This window comes from Microbacterium sp. K24 (assembly GCF_004794465.1).
Taxonomy (GTDB): Bacteria; Actinomycetota; Actinomycetes; order Actinomycetales; family Microbacteriaceae; genus Microbacterium.
On the sequence record NZ_SSDJ01000035.1, the window covers coordinates 1 to 19921 of the forward strand.

At 68.7% G+C, this 19921-nt stretch carries 19 protein-coding genes; 5 read left to right on the forward strand and 14 right to left on the reverse strand.

Translation table 11 applies throughout. The annotated features are described in order from the left end of the window. Nucleotides 1–184: 184 nt before the first annotated feature. The 10 genes from DW306_RS01535 to DW306_RS01580 form a co-directional block, all read right to left on the reverse strand. On the reverse strand, nt 185–943 hold the full coding sequence (locus tag DW306_RS01535) for a Pr6Pr family membrane protein (protein WP_136053883.1): 759 nt from the start codon (nt 941–943) through the stop codon (nt 185–187). Between the two features lie 97 nt (nt 944–1040). Then, a complete protein-coding gene (locus tag DW306_RS01540) occupies nt 1041–3593 on the reverse strand; it encodes an excinuclease ABC subunit UvrA (protein WP_136053884.1) in 2553 nt (850 codons plus the stop codon). Between the two features lie 196 nt (nt 3594–3789). Beyond that, the gene (locus DW306_RS01545) at nt 3790–4596 is read right to left on the reverse strand and encodes a CPBP family intramembrane glutamic endopeptidase (protein WP_136053885.1); all 807 of its coding nucleotides are present in this window, start codon (nt 4594–4596) and stop codon (nt 3790–3792) included. Continuing rightward, a complete protein-coding gene (locus DW306_RS01550) occupies nt 4593–5075 on the reverse strand; it encodes a hypothetical protein (protein ID WP_136053886.1) in 483 nt (160 codons plus the stop codon). The genes DW306_RS01545 and DW306_RS01550 overlap by 4 nt, the downstream gene beginning before the upstream one ends. A gap of 182 nt (nt 5076–5257) precedes the next feature. Next, complete coding sequence (locus tag DW306_RS01555; RefSeq protein WP_136053887.1) at nt 5258–6211, reverse strand: sugar kinase; 954 nt, start codon at nt 6209–6211, stop codon at nt 5258–5260. Next, entirely contained in the window at nt 6208–6852 is a 645-nt protein-coding gene (locus tag DW306_RS01560; protein ID WP_136053888.1) for a bifunctional 4-hydroxy-2-oxoglutarate aldolase/2-dehydro-3-deoxy-phosphogluconate aldolase, read from the reverse strand. The genes DW306_RS01555 and DW306_RS01560 overlap by 4 nt, the downstream gene beginning before the upstream one ends. Then, nucleotides 6842–8068 carry a D-mannonate dehydratase ManD gene (gene manD / locus DW306_RS01565; protein WP_136053889.1) on the reverse strand — a complete coding sequence of 409 codons (1227 nt, stop codon included), beginning with the start codon at nt 8066–8068 and terminating at the stop codon, nt 6842–6844. The genes DW306_RS01560 and manD overlap by 11 nt, the downstream gene beginning before the upstream one ends. Nucleotides 8069–8141: 73 nt before the next feature. Further along, nucleotides 8142–9542: an MFS transporter gene (locus tag DW306_RS01570; RefSeq protein ID WP_136053890.1), complete on the reverse strand. Its 1401-nt coding sequence runs from the start codon at nt 9540–9542 to the stop codon at nt 8142–8144. A gap of 54 nt (nt 9543–9596) precedes the next feature. Next, nucleotides 9597–10601, reverse strand: a complete 1005-nt coding sequence (locus tag DW306_RS01575; protein ID WP_136053891.1) for an L-idonate 5-dehydrogenase — start codon at nt 10599–10601, stop codon at nt 9597–9599. Beyond that, nucleotides 10598–12094 carry a mannitol dehydrogenase family protein gene (locus DW306_RS01580; RefSeq protein ID WP_136053892.1) on the reverse strand — a complete coding sequence of 499 codons (1497 nt, stop codon included), beginning with the start codon at nt 12092–12094 and terminating at the stop codon, nt 10598–10600. The genes DW306_RS01575 and DW306_RS01580 overlap by 4 nt, the downstream gene beginning before the upstream one ends. A 112-nt stretch (nt 12095–12206) precedes the next feature. On the opposite strand from DW306_RS01580, the gene DW306_RS01585 reads away from it, so the two are divergent. Beyond that, on the forward strand, nt 12207–13148 hold the full coding sequence (locus DW306_RS01585; protein ID WP_240747009.1) for a LacI family DNA-binding transcriptional regulator: 942 nt from the start codon (nt 12207–12209) through the stop codon (nt 13146–13148). 6 nt (nt 13149–13154) lie between these two features. On the opposite strand, the gene DW306_RS01590 is transcribed toward DW306_RS01585, so the two are convergent. Both DW306_RS01590 and DW306_RS01595 read right to left on the reverse strand, forming a co-directional pair. Further along, nucleotides 13155–14399 (reverse strand): MFS transporter, encoded by a 1245-nt coding sequence (locus DW306_RS01590; RefSeq protein ID WP_168429196.1) that lies wholly within the window; start codon nt 14397–14399, stop codon nt 13155–13157. Next, nucleotides 14396–15514 (reverse strand): ThiF family adenylyltransferase, encoded by a 1119-nt coding sequence (locus DW306_RS01595; RefSeq protein WP_136053895.1) that lies wholly within the window; start codon nt 15512–15514, stop codon nt 14396–14398. The genes DW306_RS01590 and DW306_RS01595 overlap by 4 nt, the downstream gene beginning before the upstream one ends. Before the next feature lie 566 nt (nt 15515–16080). Between DW306_RS01595 and DW306_RS01600 the strand changes: the two genes are divergently transcribed. The 3 genes from DW306_RS01600 to DW306_RS01610 all read left to right on the forward strand — a co-directional run bounded on the left by DW306_RS01600 (nt 16081) and on the right by DW306_RS01610 (nt 17846). Next, complete coding sequence (locus tag DW306_RS01600; protein WP_136053896.1) at nt 16081–17268, forward strand: FAD/NAD(P)-binding oxidoreductase; 1188 nt, start codon at nt 16081–16083, stop codon at nt 17266–17268. A 93-nt stretch (nt 17269–17361) separates the two neighbouring features. Next, nucleotides 17362–17562 carry a hypothetical protein gene (locus tag DW306_RS01605; RefSeq protein ID WP_136053897.1) on the forward strand — a complete coding sequence of 67 codons (201 nt, stop codon included), beginning with the start codon at nt 17362–17364 and terminating at the stop codon, nt 17560–17562. Further along, nucleotides 17559–17846: a hypothetical protein gene (locus tag DW306_RS01610; RefSeq protein ID WP_136053898.1), complete on the forward strand. Its 288-nt coding sequence runs from the start codon at nt 17559–17561 to the stop codon at nt 17844–17846. Before DW306_RS01605 ends, DW306_RS01610 begins: the two co-directional genes overlap by 4 nt. 78 nt (nt 17847–17924) lie before the next feature. Here the strand turns inward: DW306_RS01610 and DW306_RS01615 are convergent, their stop codons facing one another. Beyond that, entirely contained in the window at nt 17925–19109 is a 1185-nt protein-coding gene (locus DW306_RS01615) for a zinc-dependent alcohol dehydrogenase (protein WP_136053899.1), read from the reverse strand. Between the two features lie 157 nt (nt 19110–19266). Between DW306_RS01615 and DW306_RS01620 the strand changes: the two genes are divergently transcribed. After that, a complete protein-coding gene (locus DW306_RS01620; protein ID WP_136053900.1) occupies nt 19267–19704 on the forward strand; it encodes an SRPBCC family protein in 438 nt (145 codons plus the stop codon). Between the two features lie 6 nt (nt 19705–19710). On the opposite strand, the gene DW306_RS21135 is transcribed toward DW306_RS01620, so the two are convergent. Further along, nucleotides 19711–19921: hypothetical protein (locus tag DW306_RS21135; protein WP_168429197.1), on the reverse strand; the 211-nt coding region annotated here is incomplete at its 5' end.

Consider the following 19921-nt stretch of genomic DNA (forward strand, 5'->3'; position numbering starts at 1 on the left):
CGCCATCCGCTCAGCCGAACCGGCCCGCCATCCGCTCAGCCGAACCGGGGCCGGCATCCGCTCAGCCGCACCGGCCGCCCATCCGCAGGTCGGATTCACGAATGCAGGTCGAATCCGGGCGGATCGACCTGCAACTGTGAATCGCGCCTGCAGGCGGCCGGACGGGGGCCGGTGGCAGCTCGACCTACGGCTGTGCGCGCCGGGCGAGGGCAGCGAGGATCCGGTCGATGAGCAGGTAGACGAAGCCGACCGCGACGAGCGCGACCGTGAGCGCGGCGATCCAGAGCGCCACTCCGCCGAGCCCGAGCACGTCGAGGTCCATGAACGGATAGGGGTACTTCTGGCCCGGGGTGAACTCGCCGCCCAGGGCGCCGAAGACGAACGCGAACGTCAGGTAGGCGTAGGGGATCAGGGGCCAGAGGAGCGGATCGAATCGGCGCAGCATCCCCTTCGGGACGAAGAGGAGCCAATCGCCGATCATCAGGCACGGCGTGACGATGTGGATGAGGTTGTCGGTGAGGGAGAAGATGTCGCCGTCGCCGTCCTGGAACCGCGTCGGCACCAGCACGATGAGGTAGATGAGCATCGTCACGGTGACGGCCATCATCACCGCCGCGCTCCATCGAGGACTCGGCGTCGACGTGCCCCGGGTGCCGGACCGGCCGAGGTCTCGCACGGTCCGGACGACGAGCAGCAGCATCCAGAACAGGGCGATCAGGTTGCTGACCATCGTGTAGAACAGCAGTGTCGACCAGTCCGGCGATCCGGTGAGGACGTCGGAGTAGCGGATCACGCCCGTCACGATCAGGGCGAGGGCGATGATCCGGTAGACCAGGGCGACCGGTCGCGCGTTGATCGCGGCGTGAGCGATGAGTGGATGACGGCGGGAGCCGTCCGCTGTGCGACGGGAGCCACGCGTGCGGACGACGGAATCGTCGGTCATCGGTGATCCTTCGGCAGAGGACCACGAGGAGCGATCCGCACCGGACGGTTCGATGCCGAACCAGCATATCGGCTTGCCCGAGGGAGAGGAGGGTCTCTCAATGCCCCAATCGCGCGGCCAGATACGGGGCGGTTCGGCTCGCGGGGTCCTCGGCGACGGCATCCGGGGTCCCTGCGGCGATGATGCGTCCGCCCGCGTCTCCGCCGGAGGGTCCGAGGTCGATGACCCAGTCCGCGGCCGCCACGACGTCCATCTCATGCTCGACGACGACGACGGTGTCGCCGGATTCGACCAGGGCGTGCAGCTGCGCGAGCAGCCGACGCACATCGGCCGGGTGCAACCCGGTCGTCGGCTCGTCGAGGAGATAGAGCGTGTGACCGCGTCGCACGCGCTGCAGCTCCGTCGCCAGCTTGATGCGCTGCGCCTCGCCACCGGAGAGCTCGGTCGCGGGCTGGCCGAGGCGGAGATAGCCGAGACCGACATCGCGGAGCGTCTGCAGGCTGCGCGCGGCGGCGGGCACGGCGGCGAGGAAGTCGGCGGCGTCGTCCACGGTCAGGGCGAGGACATCGGCGATCGACTTGCCGTCGTGGGTGACCTCGAGCGTCTCCGCGTTGTACCTCGCACCATGACAGGTCGGGCAGCGCCCGTAGCTTCCGGGGAGGAACAGGAGCTCGACGGAGACGAAGCCCTCGCCGAGGCAGGTCTCGCATCGTCCGCCGGCGACGTTGAACGAGAACCGGCCCGCGGTATAGCCGCGTTGCCGCGCGAGATCGGTCCTCGCGAAGGTCGTGCGCACGGCGTCGAACAGGCCCGTGTACGTCGCGAGGTTGGATCGCGGCGTGCGTCCGATCGGCTTCTGGTCGACGCGCACGAGGCGGTCGATGTGCTCCAGGCCTTCCACCCGACGCACAGCCAGGATGTCGGCTCCCGCATCGGGGACGGTCGCCTCGGCGAGCCCGGCGTCGTCGTCGGGGAGAGGCGCGGAGGCGTCGTCGACGGGCTCACCGTCGCCGCCGGCGCGGAGGTGGTCGCGCACGACCTCGTGGAGCACCCGGCTCACGAGGGTCGACTTGCCCGAGCCCGAGACCCCGGTGACGGCGACGAAGGTGCCGAGGGGGATCGCCGCGTCGACGTCGGCGAGGTTGTGCAGCGTGATGCCTTCGACGGTGAGCCACGATGCGGGTGTGCGCCGTTCCCGACGCCCCGCGGTGGGCATGCTCTGGTCGGGGAACAGGAACGGCCGGGTGGCGGACGCCTCGATCGAGGCGAGTCCTTCGACCGCCCCGCTGTAGAGGACCTCGCCACCGCCCTCGCCGGCACCCGGCCCGACATCGACGATCCAATCGGCGTGCCGCACCACGTCCATGTTGTGCTCGACCACGTACACCGAGTTGCCTGAGCGCTGGAGCTGCTCCAAGACGTCGAGCAGCGGTTCGGCGTCGGCGGGATGCAACCCGGCCGATGGTTCGTCGAGCACGTAGATGACGCCGAAGAGCCCGGATCGCAACTGGGTCGCGAGGCGCAGACGCTGCATCTCCCCCGGGGAGAGCGTCGTGGTGACCCGCCCGAGCCCGAGGTAGCCGAGACCGAGGTCCATCAGCACGGTGATGCGGGCCAGGAGGTCGGTGGTGAGGGCGACCGCGACGTCGGTGCGCTCGCCGGAGAGCGTCGTCGGCAGCGCGGGGGCGGCGTCGGTCAGCATCGTCGTGGGACGGATGACCTCGGCGAGCTCGGCCATGGGAAGGGCGTTGAGCTCGGCGATCGTGCGACCCGCGAAGGTGACGGCCAGGGCCTCCCGGCGCAGACCGGTGCCGTGGCAGAGCCGGCACGGTCCCGAGCGCACGTACGGCAGCACCTTCGCGCGCATCATGGGGCTCTTCGAGTCGGCGAGCGTGTGGAAGACGTACTTCTTCGCACTCCAGAACGTGCCGTTGTACGGCTTGGCGACGCGGTCTCGCTGCGGGGTGATCTGCACGACCGGCTGCTCGTCGGTGAAGAGGATCCAGTCCCGGTCGGCCTGATCGAGCTCGCGCCACGGCCGGTCGATGTCATAGCCGAGGGCGATCGTGATGTCGCGCAGGTTCTTGCCCTGCCAGGCGCCGGGCCAGGCGGCGATCGCGCCGTCGCGGATGCTGAGGGAGGGATCGGGCACGAGCGAGTCCTCGGTGACGTCGTGGACGACGCCGATGCCGTGGCACTCCGGGCACGCTCCTGCAGCCGTGTTCGGCGAGAACGCGTCGGAATCGAGGCGGGTGGTGAAGCCCTCGGGGAAGGTGCCCGCGCGCGAGAACAGCATCCGGAGCGAGTTCGACAGCGTGGTGACCGTGCCGACGCTCGAGCGGGAGCTCGGCGCCCCGCGCCGCTGCTGGAGCGCGACCGCCGGGGGCAGACCCGAGATCGAGTCCACGTGCGGGTCGTGGCCCTGCTGGATCAGGCGGCGCGCGTAGGGGGCGACCGACTCCAGGTACCGGCGCTGGGCCTCGGTGAAGATGGTGCCGAAGGCGAGCGACGACTTGCCCGATCCGGAGACGCCGGTGAACGCGACGATCCTGTCGCGCGGCACATCGACGTCGACATTCCGCAGATTGTTCTCGTTGGCTCCGCGCACACGCACGAAGGCATCGGACACATCGTTCGTGGTTTCGGGCATCGGACGAGTGTACGCGCGTGGTGCTGACTGTTCGCCTGCCGCGGTGGGTCGGCCGTCGGCCCGACATCCGCCTGTCCCGGCATCCGTGATCTGCAGGTGAGATCGACGATCTGCAGGTCGAATCAGCCCATCTCGACCTGCGCGCGTGATTCCCACCTGCAGAATGACGCCGGTGACGCGCGCTCGTTCGACGCCTTCATGCCAGCTCGACGGTGGTCCGGGTTCCTTCGCGTGCTCCGCGGATGACGAACGCGACGGCGATGAAAGCGAAGATCCCGGCGAGGATCTCGCCTCCGGCTCCGAGCGCCGCGAGTGCGCCGGGGGACCCGCCGTGCTGGAGCGCGAAGACGGAGAAGTCCCAGAGCCCGTGGAGGACCATCGACCAGATGAGGGTGCCGGTGGTGCGGCGCAGGATGAAGAGGACGGTGCCCATCATGAAGGTGAGCCCGACCTGCTGCAGGGTCGCCGGGAGCGATTGGCCGGACAGTGCATTCACGAGGTGCATCGCCGCGAACGCGGAGGTGGAGATGAACCACACCCACCCCTCGTGCAGGCGGCTGCGCAATGCCGTGAGCAACAGTCCGCGCGTGGCGATCTCCTCGGTGAAGCCGACGAGGATCAGCACGATGGATGCGGCGAAGAAGGCGCCGTCGAACGCGGACCAGTTCGTGGCGAGCAGGTTGATCACCAGAGCGACGGCCACGATGATCGGCGCGATGATAGGCCAGCGCACGTTGCGGTGCCGGTCGAAGAGTGCCGGGCGCCACCAGCCGAGGAGCGAGGTCGTGATCGCAAGGAGGATGGCCGAGATGATGAGAGAGAGACCCGCCCCGAAGAACAGGTTGCTTCCGCTCTCGTTCAGGTCGGTGTACGGCACGCCGGACAGACGCTGGACGGTGAAGACCACGATGACGTAACCGATATAGATCGCGAACCCGATCCACACCCTGGGGCGCACTTTGAGTGCGCCGTCGTCCGCGGAGGCAGGTGTGCGCGAGGTCATCGGTCCTTCTCCTGCGCGTTCTCGATGAGATCCTTCAATCCGAGGTTTCCGACGTTCATGACCTCGAACTCGAGGGTCGCGCCGGTGGTCGTATCGGTGAGCTCGAGGACGCGCACGGTGCCGCTGTGTCGCTGCGCGACAGCGAGATCAGCACGGTCGATCTGTCCGACCGGATGCACCTTCTTCCAGCCGCCGACGACTCCCGACTTCTCGCGACCCAGGACATACAGCCGGGACTCGGACAGCGCGAGCACCACGGACGGATAGCTGCCCTTCGCGGCGCTGTTCACCCGCTGTCCGAGCACGGCTCCGCCGATTCCCCACGCCATGGCGTTGTTCCCGCCGAGCTCGCTTCCGACGATCGCGCCCAGGACGGCCGCCTTCGTCGAGCCCCGCGGAACGACGACGGCGACATCGAGGATCTCATCCTCGCCGACGACTGCCTGCGCACCTGCGCGTGCCTTCTCTTCTCTGCTCATCTCCACCCTCCGGATGCTGTCGACGTCGCCCCCGGCGTCCCGGGAGCGCTCTCAGCGTAGGACCGCGTCGGGCTTCCGTCGAGCACTAGTCACAGGGTCATCCGCCTGGTACGGGTCGAACGATTTCTCAACGACCCGGCCAAGCCTGAACGGTATCGCTGCAGCTTGTCGGCCGTCGAACCTCAGCGCCGCACGGGGTCCGCATCGCCGGTGAGGAATCGCGCGAGTTCCCGCCGCGTCGGCGCCGCCTCCCAGTCACCCGGGACGAGGCAGGCCATCGCTCCACAGGCGTTCGCGCGCCGCAGCGTCTCGGCGAGGTCGAGCTCTTCGAGAAGCCCGCTCAGGTACCCGGCGACGAAAGCGTCTCCGGCACCGACCGTGTCGATCGCCTGGATCACGAACCCGGGTGATTCGACCGCGGCCTCGCCCGCGAACACCGTCGCGCCGGCGGGTCCCTGCTTCACCACCGTCGTCGCGCATCCGGCGTCCCGCAACAGCGCAGCGGCCTCCGCGGCCGATGCACCCGGATACAGGATCGCGAACTCGTCCTCGCCGCCGAACACGATGTCGGCGCGCTCGGCGATCTCGCGCAGCACCGGACGGGCGGCGTCGGCGGATGCCAGCGCCGAGCGGTAGTTGATGTCGAAGCTCACCGGCACCCCCGCGGATCGCGCACGGTCGCACGCCGCGACCACCGCGGCGTGCGCGGCCGTCGACAGCAGCGGCGTGATGCCGGTGACGTGCAGCAGCGCGGCATCCTCGATCCACCCGTCGGGAAGATCGGATGCCGAGACTCGCGACCCGGCGGACCGCGCGCGGTAGTAGTGCACGGCCGTCGATGCCACCGACGGCCGCTCCTTCACCATGAGCCCGGTCGCGGCATCCGCATCGACCACGGCCCGCACGTCCACACCCTCCGCGCGGATCTCCCGCGCCACGCGCTCGCCGAGCGAATCGTCGCCGACGCGCCCGAGCCACGAGACGGCCACTCCGAGGCGCGCGAGGCCGATCGCGACGTTCGTCTCCGCTCCGCCGATGCCGAGCGCCATGCCGTGCGCGTGCCGAAGGGAGCCGATCTCGGTCGCCCGCACGAGCGCCATGGTCTCGCCCAGCGTGACGACCGTACCCGCGCTCACCGCGCGCACACCTCGACGAACGCCTGAGCCCGGTCGCGCAGTGCCGCCAGGTCTCCACCCGCGAACGCATCGCCCAGCAGCGGTCCGCCGACGCTCACCGCGACCGCACCGGCGGCCAGCCATGCCGACGCGCCGTCGAGATCGACGCCGCCCGAGGGAACCGCGACCAGATCGGGGAACGGCCCGCGCAGGTCCTTCAGATACGCGGGGCCGACCTGCCCCGCGGGGAAGATCTTCACGGCGGATGCCCCGGCCGACCAGGAGGCGAACAGCTCGGTGGGCGTCAATCCGCCGGGAACGATCGGCACACCGGCATCCGTCGCCTGCTGCACGAAGGCGGCCGAGGTGATCGGCGTGACGAGGTAGCTCGCTCCGGCATCGACGGCACGAGCGAGATTCCCGGCGTTCGTGACCGTGCCCACCCCGAGGTCGACGACGTCGCCGTACTGTGCGATCAGGTGCGGCATCCGGTCGAACGTCCCCGGCGTCGTGAGGGTGAGCTCGAGACTGCGGATGCCGGCATCGACCAGCACGTCGAGCACGGCGTCGTAGTCCTCCGCGCGCTGCGCGCGGGCCACGACGATGAGCCGCGAGTCGACCGTGCGCTGCGGCAGGGCGACCCGGCGGACCTCACCAGTCATGGACGGTCCCGTCGAGCAGACGGTTCACGGGAAGATACGCCTTGGTGTACTCGTGGCCGGCCGCGGCATCCTCGTCGAGGTCGACGCCGAGACCCGGCTTGTCACCGGGGTGCAGGAAGCCCTTGTCGAACGTGAACGAGGTCTGGAACACCTCGAGCGTCTGCTCGTTGTGCGGCATGTACTCCTGGATGCCGAAGTTGTGGATCGCGAGGTCGAGATGCAGGGCCGCAGCCATGCCGACGGGCGAGATGTCGGTCGGTCCGTGGATGCCGGACTTGATGCCGTAGATCGCGGCGAAGTCGAGCAGCTTCTTCATGGCCGTGATGCCGCCGGTGTGCGTGACGGCGGAGCGCACGTAGTCGATCAGCCGCTCGGTGATGAGCGTCTGGTAGTCGAAGACCGAGTTGAAGACCTCGCCGATCGCGAGCGGGGTCGTCGAGTGCTGGCGCACCAGACGCAGAGCGGTCTGGTCTTCGCCGGGGGTGCAGTCCTCGAGCCAGAACAGGTCGTAGGGCTCGATCTCCTTCGCGAACCGGGCGGCCTCGATCGGCGACATGCGGTGGTGCCCGTCGTGGAGGATGCGCAGGTCGGTGCCGAAGTCCTCGCGGATCTGCGCGAAGACCCCGGGCATGTGGTGGAGATAGTTGCGGGTGTCCCAGGTCTCTTCGCTCGGACGGGCGCCGGAGCGTTTGGCGGGCTCGTAGTCGTAGCGCACGCCCGGCCCGGTCGAGGAGACGCCGTAGATCTGGCCGAGACCGGGTACACCGGTCTGCACGCGCACAGCGGTGTAGCCGAGTTCCTCGTAGCCGGTGATCGCGTTCTTCAGCGCGGCGTAGTCGGTGCCGGAGGCGTGCGCGTAGACCCGCACGCCCTCCCGGCTGGCGCCGCCGAGCAGCTGGTACAGCGGCATCCCGGCCTTCTTGGCCTTGATGTCCCACAGCGCCATGTCGACGGCGGCGATCGCGGCCATCGTCACCGGCCCGCGACGCCAGTAGGGCCCGCGGTACAGGTACTGCCAGGTGTCCTCGATCCGGTCCTCGTCGCGCCCGACCAGCATCGAGGCGACGTGCTCGGACAGGTAGGCGGCGACCGCGAGTTCGCGGCCGTTCAGGGTGGCGTCCCCGAGACCCACGATCCCGTCGGAGGTCGTGATCTTCAGCGTCACGAAGTTGCGGCCGGGGCTGGTGATGTTGACGTCGACGATCTCGATGGTCATGTCGGTTCCTCAGTAGGTGGGGGTGCGGGCGTTCGGGTCGCCCGCACCCCTGGTCGGGAGAAGGTTCGGGTGGTCACATGGCGGCGCGCGGATCGGTGAGATCGCGCCCCGTCCACTCGGGAGCCCAGATGGCGGCGACGAGTGCGGATGCCGTGAACACGCCCATCAGGACCATGACGGGCACGATGCTCCCCGTCGTCGCCGAGACCCAGGCCGCGACGATGATCGGGCCGATGCCGGTGGCGATGATGGCCGCGATCTCGCGCACCATGGCGGTGAGCGTGTAGCGGTTGCGGGCGCCGAAGATCTCGGGGATCGAGATGTTCTCCATCGACGCGAGGCCGAGGACCGAGATGTTGTGGATGAGGGCGTATCCGACGAAGACCCAGACGACCTCGGCCGTGTTGATCATCAGCAGCGTCGGCACGATGAGCAGGAGCGACAGCGACGTCATGATGATGTACATGCGGCGGCGGCCGAACCGGTCACCGAGGAAGCCCATCAGCGGAATGGTGAGGAATCCGATCAGCGACGAGACGATGACGACCTCGGGGCCGACCTCCTTCGACATCGCGAGCGTGATCGTGATGAACGAGATGAGGTACGTCTGCACGAGACCCGAGTTGCCCGCCTGGCCGAAGCGCAGGAAGAACGACACGATGACGGCCTTGATCGGCTTGCGCTCGAGCGACTCCAGAGTTCGGATGTCGTTCGTCTCGGTGGCGAGCTTCACCACCTCGTCGCGCGAGAGGGCCTTGCCGTCGACGACGTCGGAGCGCTCCTCGAAGACCGGGCTCTCCTTGAGGTTGAAGCGCACCCAGAGGGCGAAGACCATGATCACGGCGCTGCCGATGAACGGGATGCGCCATCCCCACTCGATGACATCGCTCTCGAGCATCACGGCGAGCAGGATCGCCCAGATCGCCGAGGCGAACAGCGTGCCGCAGTTGGTGCCGAGCGCGACGAGCGACGCGATGATGCCGCGACGGTTGGCGGGGGCGTACTCGGAGAGCATCACACCGGCGCCCGAGATCTCGGCGCCGGCGCCGAAGCCCTGCGCGAGACGCAGGATCACGAGCAGGATCGGAGCCAGGATGCCGACCTGCGCGTACGTCGGCAGGAAGCCGATCAGCGTGGTCGCCGCACCCATGAGCAGGATCGTGTAGAACAGCACCTTGCGGCGTCCGACCTTGTCGCCGATGCGGGCGAAGACGAAGGCGCCGACCGGGCGGGCGACGTAGCCCACGCCGTAGGTGGCCATCGCGAGCACGACCGCCATGCCGGGGGATTCGCCGGCGAAGAACAGCTGGCTGAAGACGAGGGCGGCGGCGAGCGAATAGAGCTGGAAGTCCATGAACTCCAGGGCGGTGCCGAGCCAGCCGGAGACGGCGGCACGCACCAGGTCACCCATCGAGCGGGTGGCGACGGGCGGGGGCGCCGGGGCGTCCACGCCGGGGAGAGAGGAACTGCTCATCGGAATACTCCTTTGTAGTGATGTGCGCGGGGGGGCGCGGGGCAGCGGGTGTCGCTAGAGGGACAGCAGGACCTTGGCCGAGGCGGACGAGTCGCGAGCGAGCTCGAACGCCTGGACGGCGTCGGATGCCGGGACGACATGGGAGATGACGGAGTCGAGGGCGTCGGACTCGGCCAGCATGCGGACCGCGTCGTCGATCTCGGTGGAGAAGCGGAAGGCGCCGCGGATCGTGAGCTCCTTGGCGAGCACGGGCGCGAGGTTGACCCCGATCTCTGCGTTCGGGAGCATCCCGACCTGCACGATCGTGCCGGCGCGGCGGGCGGCGCGCACCGCCTGGGTGAGGGCGACGCCCACGCCGGAGCACTCGAAGACGACGTCGAACGACTCGTCCTCGATCGTGTCGCGGCCGACGAGGAAGACCTCGGTCGCGCCGAGGGACTGCGCGCGGTCGAGCGGCTCGGCACGCACGTCGCTCGCGCCGACCACGGCGGCTCCGGCATGCACGGCCGCGGCGGCGACGAGCAGTCCGATGGGGCCGGCGCCGATCACGAGCACACGCGTGCCCGCGACGTCGCCCGCGAGGCTCACGGCGTGGATCGCCACGGCCAGCGGCTCGGCGAGGGCGGCGCGCTCGAGGGGCAGGGATGCGGGCAGCACGCGCACCATGTGGTCTTCGACGATCAGGAATTCGGATGCGCCGCCCTGACGGTGCGGGTCCGCCGCAGCGCTCCCGAAGTAGTCGCCGCCCGGACGCAGGTGCGGCAGGTCCTCGAGTCCGTCGACGCTCGGCCCGTAACGCGCGGGGTGCACGGTGACCGGGGTGCCCGGTGCGAGGCGGCCGGAGGGATCGAGATCCACGATGCCGGACAGCTCGTGGCCCGGGGTCAGCGGCTCCCGGATCGTGTATTCGCCGTTGGCGCCGTGGAAGTAGTAGTGCAGGTCGGAGCCGCAGATGCCCACGTAGTTCACGCGCAGGCGGACTTCACCGTCGCCGGGCACCGGGACCTCGCGGTCCTCCCAGCGGATGTCTTCCTTGCCGTGGATGGCGAGAGCCTTCATGGCTGCATCTCCTTCGCGCTGATGAGTGATGAGGTCGTGGCCTGCGAGGCGGCGACGGCGTCGGCGATCGCCGAGCCGACTCCCTGACGCTGGATGGTATCGATCAGGTCGCCGACCCGGGCGATGAACGCATCATGCCCGGCGAGCTCATGGCCGAACAGCTGCAGGTCGGTGATCACGCGTCGGGCGAGCTCTCGACCGTTTCGCGCGGTCGCGGCGAGGGCGGCGAGACGCTCGCGCGCGGCATCCGTCATCGCTTCCGCATGGGGGCCGGGGTCGAAACCGGGGAGCGGAGCGATGCAGGAGAGGTAGCCGGCGACGGTGAGGGCGATCAGGTGCGGCATCTCGCCGCGGTCCAGCGCCTGCATGGCGGGCTCGGGGATGCGCTGGCGCAGCTTGACCGAGCCGTCGGTGCCGACCTGGCTGGTGCGGTGGCCGAGGGCGCTGTTGCCCCAGCGCTCGAACAGCTGAGTCTCGTACTCGCGGATGTCGACGCCGGCGGGAACCTCGATCGAGGGCTCGTACTCGCTGCGGAGCACGGAGAGAGCCGCGCTCGCGACGTCGTCGAGGCCGATCGCGTCGGGGATGGTCGCGACGCCGCGGAGGGCGCCGAGGTAGGCGATGAGCGAGTGCGTGCCGTTGAGCAGCCGCACCTTCATCTGCTCGTAGCGGCCGACCTCGCTGGTGAACACCGCGCCGCCCGCCTCCCACGCCGGGCGTCCACCGGCGAAGCGGTCTTCGATCGCCCACATGGTGAAGGGCTCGGCGGGCACGGGGATCTCGTCGCGCGCACCGAGCAGCGCGCTCACGCGGTCGCGCAGCTCGGGCGTCGTGGCGGGCACGATGCGGTCGACCATGCTCGAGGGGAACGTGACGGCCTGGTCGAGGAAGGTGAGCGCGTCGGCGCCTTCGGCGTGCGGCAGCGCCTGCAGGAACTCGCGCACGAGCTTCTCGGTGTGAGCGCCGTTGGCGGAGAGGTTGTCGCAGCTGAGCACGGAGAGGGGTGCGGCCCCGGCCGCGGCGCGCGCCTGCAGGCCGCGGGCGAGCTGGCCGATCGTGGAGTGGGGAGCACCTCCGCCGAGGTCGGCGCGAACGGTGGCGTCATCGAGATCGAGGTGCTGGGTGGCGGCCGAGTAGCTGTAGCCGTTCTCGGTCACGGTGAGGGTGACGATGCGGATGCCGGAGTCGGCGATCCGCGCCACGACGCGGTCGGGCTGCTCGGCGCCGACGAAGGCGTCGGTGTGCACACCGGGGACGGTGAGCGAGGTGCTGTCGGGCGAGATGGTCGCGACGGAGTACAGGAGCCCTTGCGCGTGCATCGCGTCGACGACGCGACGGGAGCGGGATGCGACACCCACGATTCCCCAGTCGCCGCCGGATGCGGAGACCGCGGCGGCCGTGTAGACCGCCTGGTGCGCCCGGTGGAAGCTGCCCAGGCCGAGGTGCAGGATGCCCGCGCGCTCGGGCCGGGGGTGATCGGCGATGATCGTCATGTAAGAAGTGTGTATCAGTTGTACAAACTTGTCAACCCGTTTCACACCGAGGATGCACGATCATAGAGTGACGACGAGGCGGAAGGCGAACGTGGCAGCGACATTGACCGACGTGGCACGACGAGCAGGCGTGTCGATCGCGACCGCGTCGCGCGCCTTCGGCGAACCGGAGCGTCTCGCCGGCGGAACGCTCGAACGGGTGCTGCAGGCCGCCGTCGATCTCGGCTACTCGAACCCGCAGAACAGCGTGGCCACGCGCACCCTCGGCGTCATCGTGCCCGATATCGCGAACCCGGTGTACGCGATGCTCCTCAAAGCCATCCAGGGTCAGGCGTGGCACGGCCGCCACCGCATCGTGCTGTTCGACGCCGACGAAGACCTGCGTCGCGAGCGCGAGCAGATCGAGCAGGCGCGCAAGCTCGACGGGATGCTGCTGTGCTCGCCCCGCCTTCCCGACGACGAGGTGCTCGCCTCGGTCGGTGGAACGCCCTACGTGGTCGTCAACCGCCAGATCGACGGCGCACCCTGTGTCGTGATGGACACCGAGCACGGTCCCACGCAGGCGATCGAGCACCTCGTCGCCCTCGGCCACCAGCACGTCGCCTATGCCTCCGGGCCCCGAGGATCCTGGGCCGACGCCCGCCGGTTCGACACCATCTCACGCGCGTGCGAGCGCCACGGCATCCGCCTCACCCGCCTCAGCCACCATGCCGCGTCGATTCAAGGAGGCCGCGCCGCCGCCGCGCTCGCCGCGGCCAGCAGCGCCACGGCAGTCGTCGCCTACAACGACCTCGTCGCCCTCGGCCTCGAAGCCGGCATGTCGGAGCTCGGCCGCCGCTGCCCCGACGACGTCAGCATCGTCGGCATCGACGACATCGACCTCGCCGGCGCCGTGACACCGGGCCTCACCACGGTGCAGATGCCGATCGAGCGCTGCGGCGCCCTCGCCGTCGACCTGCTCCTGCAGGCGATCTCCGGCACCGCGATGAGCGACGTCGTGACGCTCGGCTCGCAGCTCATCGTGCGCGCCTCGACGGCGGCGCCGCGGTCCTGACCTGTCTCAGAGGGGGAGCGGCTCCACCTGGTCGAGGTCGTCCTTCTTCGGCATCCCCGAGAGCGACGGTGAGAAGAAGGCGACGAGCAGGACGATACCGAGTAGTCCCACCGGCAGGGCGATGGTGAGTCCGTACCCGAGCTCCTTCAGCAGCAGACCCGCCACCGCGGGCGCGATGGATGCGGCGACCGCGGCGATCAGCGACTGGATCGAGAGAACCCGTCCACGGAGGGAATCGGGGATCAGCAGCGCCAGATACGCCCCTTGCATCGCATTGAGTGGAATCAGCGGGAGCGAGGCGACCAGGCCGAGGCCGGCGATCAGCCAGACGTCCTGGGTGAAGATCGCACCGAAGAAGGCGGCGCCGACGACGCAGATCGAGAGCCGGATGATCGCGCCGCCGTTCAGCGACTGCGAGATGCGCATGAGGATCACCGCCCCGAGAAGGATCCCGACACCCTGGAACGTCTGGATCAGCCCGATCTGCCAGGGCGCCGTCATGATCTGCTGCTGACTGAGAACGATCGCCGTGCCGCACGTGGCGAGCGAGAAGTTCACGCAGACGACGAGCAGGATCAGGAAGCGCGGTTGCGGCCATCTCCGCAGCCACCTGAGTCCGGCAGATGCCCGTGCGTTGTCCTGCTCGTCCTCATCCGCCTGCGGCCGCAGGTCGGTGCGGATGGCGACTCCGGCGCCGGCCTCCCCCAGCCGGGCGACCGCGCCGAGGATGAAGGGGAGAGACGGATGCACGCCGTACAGGAGCCCCGAGACCGGTGACGCGCCCAGCTGGATCGCGGCGTCCCGTGCCTGGTTGGCGGCGGAGGCATCGGGCAGCAGCCGGCCGCCCACGACTCGAGGGAGTATCACGTCGGTCACGTTCGCGAACAGACCCCCGACGATCCCGCTGGTGATGGCGAAACCGAAGAGCAGGGGCACTCCGAGCATGCCGAGAAGGATGCTGAGCGCCAGCGCCCCGTAGACGACGAAGGCAGCGATGCCGGAGACGATCATGATCATCCGACGATCGATCCGATCCATCAGGTAGCCGCCGGGGAGGATCGAGATCGCGTGAGCCAGGGCGTTCGCACTCCCGACAAGGCCCGCGACCGCGGTGTCCTTCGAGACGCCGAACGCGAGAAGCGTGAAGGCGAACGTGCCGATGAACACGCCGATCTGGGTGAAGGTGTCACCGACGAACCACACGCGATAGTCGCGCACGCGCCAGAGAGTGGGGGCGGCTTCGTCGGTCATAGGGGCGCGATCTCGAAGATGTGGTCGTACCGAGCGTCGCGCTCGCCGCAGGTGGGGCAGCCGGGCTCGCGCTCCCATTCCATGACGGTACCGAGGTTGCCGGTGAGGTAGTCGACCTCCATCTGTTTGCCAGCAGCAAAGGGCGCGGCGTACTGCGTGATCAGGCGAACGATCTCATCGGTGCCGAAGGACACCAGTCGCTGGATATGCGGAGCGAGCGCTGCGGTCGCACCGACGCGCTCCGGCGACATCAAAGCGCGGTATTGCGGGAGGAAATCCTCTGTGCTGACCTCATCGTGGATTTGCAGGCAGTCCATGCAGCCGGAGAGGCCAGGAACGACGGAGAACACTCGACCCCGGGTGTGCTGTGAAAGGAGGAAGACTGCAGGCACACCGAGTGCCACGGCTGCAGCATTCACTCGGCGCTGCGCGACGAATGGTGGCTCATCGATGGCGCAGAGGATGGCGTCGGCGTCGGCGCCCAGTCGTTTCACGTCATCCACGCAGGAGATCCGCTGGTTGAATGCGCTGACGGAGACATCGGGGGCGAACGCATCTGCGTATTCTGCGGCCACGTCGACTTTGAAGCGTCCGACGTCTTTCGTCCGATAGAGAGTCTGCCTGTTGAGGTTCGAGGATTCCACGATGTCGTAGTCGACTATCGTCAACTTCTTGACGCCGAGGGCAAGCAGCGAGGGAACGCTGGCACTCCCTCCGCCGCCGAGCCCTAGAAGCAGGACGTGGGAATCGGATATGCGTCCCTGCGCCATGTTCGAAGGAGAGCCGGTGTTAGCCGCAGCAGCAGCGAAGAACGCCTGATTCGCATGGAGCTTCTCGGGCAGATGGTCGTACAACGAGGCATCCTCCAGGAGCCCGCAATCGTCCAGGAGCGCCATCCCGGCCCGAAGCTGCTCAGCCGTGAGAGAGGGCAGCGCGATCCCCGCCTCGTGGAGAAGTTCATCCATCTCTCGCGTGCCGTCAAGAAGCGGTAGAAGGGATCGAAGCTCCCCCGCATAGTCTCTGAGTTCTTGTGTGATGCCTTGCTGAGCGCCGATGCGCACCGTGTCTTCATCGAGCCAGTAGATGGGCAACGCACGTTTGACCTGCAATCGCATGGCGGTCCTTCCGTGGCGAGGCCACGACCGATTTGTGATCGTGGCCTCGCTCTAGTTCGGGTGCATCGTTCAGATGATGCCCCAGCTGATCTTCTTGTCGGTCGGAACTCGGTTCACGGTGAAAGACATGTGCGGTCACCCCCTCATCTCGCTCGATCCAGGGAGCGGCAGTCGTCCCTTGACGCGTTGTCGCGTCCTACGAAGCTACGGGGCGTAGGCGCCCAATCACCGGCGCTGTTCCGGCATACCGATACTGCGGTGATGCAGGGGCGTGCCAACGTCGCAGCACATCGGCGTTGTCCTCGTGCTCGGCGGCACGATGTGGGGGCAGCGGGTGGAGGCCCGCACGTCCTCGGTGCGTGATGTCGAAGCGTCCTGACCTCGACTGACTCCCCATCTGCAGGTTCAGATCACACCTGCAGATGGAGGCGGCTCGATCCGACCTGCACCCGTGATCTGAACCTGCAGAGTCACGTGCACCGGCCTCCGATCGTCGGCCGGAGGGGACGCACGCCCAAGAAGCAAGAGGATGGCGCATATCCGTTCGCGGCAGGATGCTCGGGACCATGAGCAAATCCACGACGCGCGCGCTCGGTCCGGTCGTCATCGTCGGCGGGGGGAATGCCGGCGTCTCCATCGCGGCCCGCCTGCGTCGGAGGGGAGTCGCCGACATCACCATCATCGAGCCGCGGCATCAACACGTCTACGCACCGCTGCAGTCTCACATCGCGGGCGGTGTCGCCGATCGCCGCGAGGTCGTGCGCTCGCAGGCGAGCGTCACCCCCCGAGGGGTCACCTGGCTGCCGGAACGGGTCGCGACGGTGCACCCCGACGAGAACTCGGTCGAACTGTCGTCCGGTGGGCGGATCGGGTACGCACAGCTGATCATCGCGGCCGGCATCGAGCAGCGGTGGGACGCGATTCCCGGTCTGGAAGAGGCAGCAGCCGACGCATCCGTCGTCTCGAACTACACGCTCGAGCTGGCTGAGCAGGCATCCGCCGCGCTCCGGAATCTCGATTCGGGGACGGTCGTCTTCACGCAGGCGGCGGAGCCGGCATCGTGCGCCGGCGTCGCACAGAAGCCGATGTACCTCGCCTGCGACCGCTGGAGGAAGCTCGGGCTGCTGGACGGCATCCGGGTGGTCTTCATCTCCCCGGAGCGGGCGCCCTTCCACATCCGCGCGGTGGCGGACGAGCTGTCCCGCACCCTCGACGCATACGGCATCGAGACCCATTTCGGCGCGCAGATCGCCGAGGTGCGATCGGATGCCTCCGAACTCGATGTCGTCGTCGACGGGCGGACGACCACGATCGCCTACGACGTGCTGCACGCGACGCCTCCCCAGGCGGCCGCCGAGTGGATCGCCGAGAGCGGCCTCGGCGGGGATGACGGCTTCGTCGATGTCGACCCGGGGACCCTCCGCCATCGGCGATGGGACAACGTCTGGGCACTGGGCGACGTCGCCTCGCTCACGCGCATCCGCTCCGGCGGGGCCATCCGGAAACAGGCGAAGATCATCGTCGATTCCCTCACGCGACCGGGCAGGCAAGATCGCTACGACGGTTACAGCGAGACGCCGTTCACGGTCACCCGCCGCACCGCGGTGTTCGCGGAGTTCGACCGTCGCGGGCGACTGCAGCCGTCGATCCCGTTCTGGCGGACGCTCTACCGCGAACGCCGATTCACCTATCTCATGGACAGACGGGTGCTGCCGTGGGTGTACTGGAACCTCATCCTCAAAGGCAGGGCGTGACGGCCCGGCTACCCCCGTCGCCGCCCCGTGTCAACGGACCTGCGTCGACGCGGCATCCGATCGATGCTGGAGCCCCAACAGAAGGAGAGCACCATGTCGAACCCCGAAGGACTCATCAACAGCATGGACCCGACAGACGGCACCTTCCCTACGGATGTCGAGCAGCCCGAGACCCAGGGAGAGGAACCCCTCGAGGCCGAGCTCGGGGATGACGGCCAGGGTGACCTCGCCCCCGAAGACGAGGGCACCGGGCACAGCGGCGACGCGCCGACCGATCTGAGGACAGCCGAGTGACCGGCGCCGAAGAGCCGCGCCCGGCGGATGTCGGTCCGCCCGCCGAGTCCGACGCGCAGGCCGTCATCACCGAGCACCTCAAGGCCCGCGAGGGCGAGGGGTCGGGCGAGCTGCTGTACGTGGGCGATCGCACTCCGGCCGGCGGCGGTGGCGCCGACTCGGGTGCGGTCGGCGCCGTGGGCGTCGACGACGCGACGGAGGACGAGGCGAAAGAGGAAGCCGAGTCCTACGGGTCCGCGCACAACGACGAACCCGGCATCGGCACCCGTCCCGCCGACGACTGAACTGCTGCGGGGGCGGAGAGGAGCCCGTCACACCCTCCGTGGCGCGTCTCGCCGCCCCCGCATGTCTGTGGCCGTCGACTACACGGCCGACGGATGCAGGACGACCTTGATGCAGCCATCCTCCTTCTTCTGGAAGGTGCTGTACAGGTCGGGTGCGTCCTCGAGCGGCGCGTGATGCGTCGTGAGATCCATGACGCCGAGCGGGTCCGAGACGTCCTCCACCAACGGCAGCAGATCGTCGACCCAGTTCTTCACGTTGCACTGCCCCATGCGCATGCTGATCTGCTTGTCGAACAGGGTCTTCATCGGGATGATGTCGGCATCACCGGCGTACACACCGCTCAGCGAGACGGTCCCGCCCCGGCGCACGGCGTCGATCGACGCGTAGACCGCGGCGAGACGATCCACACCCGCCTTGTCGAAGACCTGACGCGCGGCGGCATCCGGCAGCAGTCCGACGGCCTTCTGCATGAAGGCGACTCCGCCGTTGCCGTGTGCTTCGAGGCCCACGGCATCCACCACCGAATCCGCCCCGCGCCCCTCGGTGAGATCGCGCAGCTCGTCGACGATCGTGTCGGTCAGGTCGAAGGTCTCGATGCCGTGCCGCTCGGCCATCGCGCGCCGCTCCGGCACAGGATCCACGGCGAGCACCCGGTATCCGCGGTGCCTGCCGATGCGCGAGACGAACTGTCCGACCGGTCCGAGGCCCATCACGGCGAGCGTGCCGCCCTCGGGAACCTGAGCGTACTCCACGCCCTGCCAGGCGGTGGGAAGGATGTCGCTGAGGAAGAGGTAGCGCTCATCGGGCAGGTCGGAGCCCACCGGGATGTGGTTGTAGTCGGCCAGGGGGACACGCAGGTACTCCGCCTGGCCGCCCGGCACCTGGCCGTAGAGCTTCGTGTAGCCGAAGAGCGAGGCGCCGCTGCCGTACTCGCGCACCTGCGTGGTCTCGCACTGCGACTGCAGTCCGCGGCGGCACATGAAGCACTCGCCGCACGAGATGTTGAAGGGGATGACCACCCGGTCGCCGACCTTGAGCTTCGTCACCGCCGAACCGACCTCGACGACGACGCCCATGGGCTCATGACCGAGGATGTCGCCGCGATCGAGGAACGGGCCGAGCAGCTCGTACAGGTGCAGATCGGAACCGCAGATCGCGGACGACGTGACACGGATGATCGCGTCCTCCGGCTTCTGGATCACGGGGTCGGGAACCTCCTCGACCGTCACCGTGCGCTTCTTCTGCCAGGTCAGTGCCTTCATCGCGTCCTCCGCATCGTCGTACTCCCGCTACATTGCCCGCGCACAGCCCGGCCGCACAGGTGGTTGACACATCGGATCCGACGGTCCACGGTCGGATTGTCAACCGCCTCGCGGATCGACGCCCGACGCCGCACGATGATCTCGGAACGGAGACAGGATGGCGACGAACACTCGCACCATGGACTGCACCCCGGACGACGTGTTCCGGGTGCTCGCGAACGGCTGGCTCTACCCGGCGTGGGTGGTCGGAGCCTCGCGGATGCGGGATGTGGACGACTCCTGGCCGGGCCCCGGCGCCGAGCTCCATCACTCCTTCGGGGTCTGGCCCGCCCTGCTCGATGACACGACGCAGATGAAGGAGTGGGATCCGCCGCACCGCGCGGTGATGCGGGCGCGCGGATGGCCGGTCGGCGAGGCCACGGTCACGATCCGGGCGCGGCGACTCAGCTCGGGCTGCCTGGTGCGCATCGACGAGGACCCGGTGAAAGGGCCGGCGACTTTCGTCCCGCGCTTCCTGACAGCCCCGATGCTGCGCTGGCGCAACGCCGAGACACTGCGCCGTCTGGCCTACCTGGCGGAGGCGGAAGCGGGCTGAGCCCGGCTACTCGCCCGCGCTCTTCTTGAACTGCCGCTCCCAGTCGCGCAGCTCGGATCGTCCGATGAGCGAGTCGAGCGACACCTGGAACAGCAGCCCCTTGCGGGCATTGACCTGCTTGATGTTGTCGACGATCTGCGTCGTGACCGCCGCGAGCGCCTCGCGCACCTCGCCGACGCGCTCGTCGGGCGCATCCCACAGATCGGGTCGCGTGAGC

Bases quoted from the DNA above. Each gene is read 5' to 3' on its own strand.
- DW306_RS01540 (WP_136053884.1), bottom strand. From the start codon at position 3,593: ATGCCCGAAACCACGAACGATGTGTCCGATGCCTTCGTGCGTGTGCGC.
- DW306_RS01620 (WP_136053900.1), top strand. From the start codon at position 19,267: ATGGCGACGAACACTCGCACCATGGACTGCACCCCGGACGACGTGTTC.
- DW306_RS01590 (WP_168429196.1), bottom strand. From the start codon at position 14,399: ATGACCGACGAAGCCGCCCCCACTCTCTGGCGCGTGCGCGACTATCGC.
- DW306_RS01535 (WP_136053883.1), bottom strand. From the start codon at position 943: ATGACCGACGATTCCGTCGTCCGCACGCGTGGCTCCCGTCGCACAGCG.
- DW306_RS01580 (WP_136053892.1), bottom strand. From the start codon at position 12,094: ATGACGATCATCGCCGATCACCCCCGGCCCGAGCGCGCGGGCATCCTG.
- DW306_RS01560 (WP_136053888.1), bottom strand. From the start codon at position 6,852: ATGACTGGTGAGGTCCGCCGGGTCGCCCTGCCGCAGCGCACGGTCGAC.
- DW306_RS01605 (WP_136053897.1), top strand. From the start codon at position 17,362: ATGTCGAACCCCGAAGGACTCATCAACAGCATGGACCCGACAGACGGC.
- DW306_RS01600 (WP_136053896.1), top strand. From the start codon at position 16,081: ATGAGCAAATCCACGACGCGCGCGCTCGGTCCGGTCGTCATCGTCGGC.
- DW306_RS01550 (WP_136053886.1), bottom strand. From the start codon at position 5,075: ATGAGCAGAGAAGAGAAGGCACGCGCAGGTGCGCAGGCAGTCGTCGGC.
- manD (WP_136053889.1), bottom strand. From the start codon at position 8,068: ATGACCATCGAGATCGTCGACGTCAACATCACCAGCCCCGGCCGCAAC.
- DW306_RS01575 (WP_136053891.1), bottom strand. From the start codon at position 10,601: ATGAAGGCTCTCGCCATCCACGGCAAGGAAGACATCCGCTGGGAGGAC.
- DW306_RS01595 (WP_136053895.1), bottom strand. From the start codon at position 15,514: ATGCGATTGCAGGTCAAACGTGCGTTGCCCATCTACTGGCTCGATGAA.
- DW306_RS01545 (WP_136053885.1), bottom strand. From the start codon at position 4,596: ATGACCTCGCGCACACCTGCCTCCGCGGACGACGGCGCACTCAAAGTG.
- DW306_RS01615 (WP_136053899.1), bottom strand. From the start codon at position 19,109: ATGAAGGCACTGACCTGGCAGAAGAAGCGCACGGTGACGGTCGAGGAG.
- DW306_RS01570 (WP_136053890.1), bottom strand. From the start codon at position 9,542: ATGAGCAGTTCCTCTCTCCCCGGCGTGGACGCCCCGGCGCCCCCGCCC.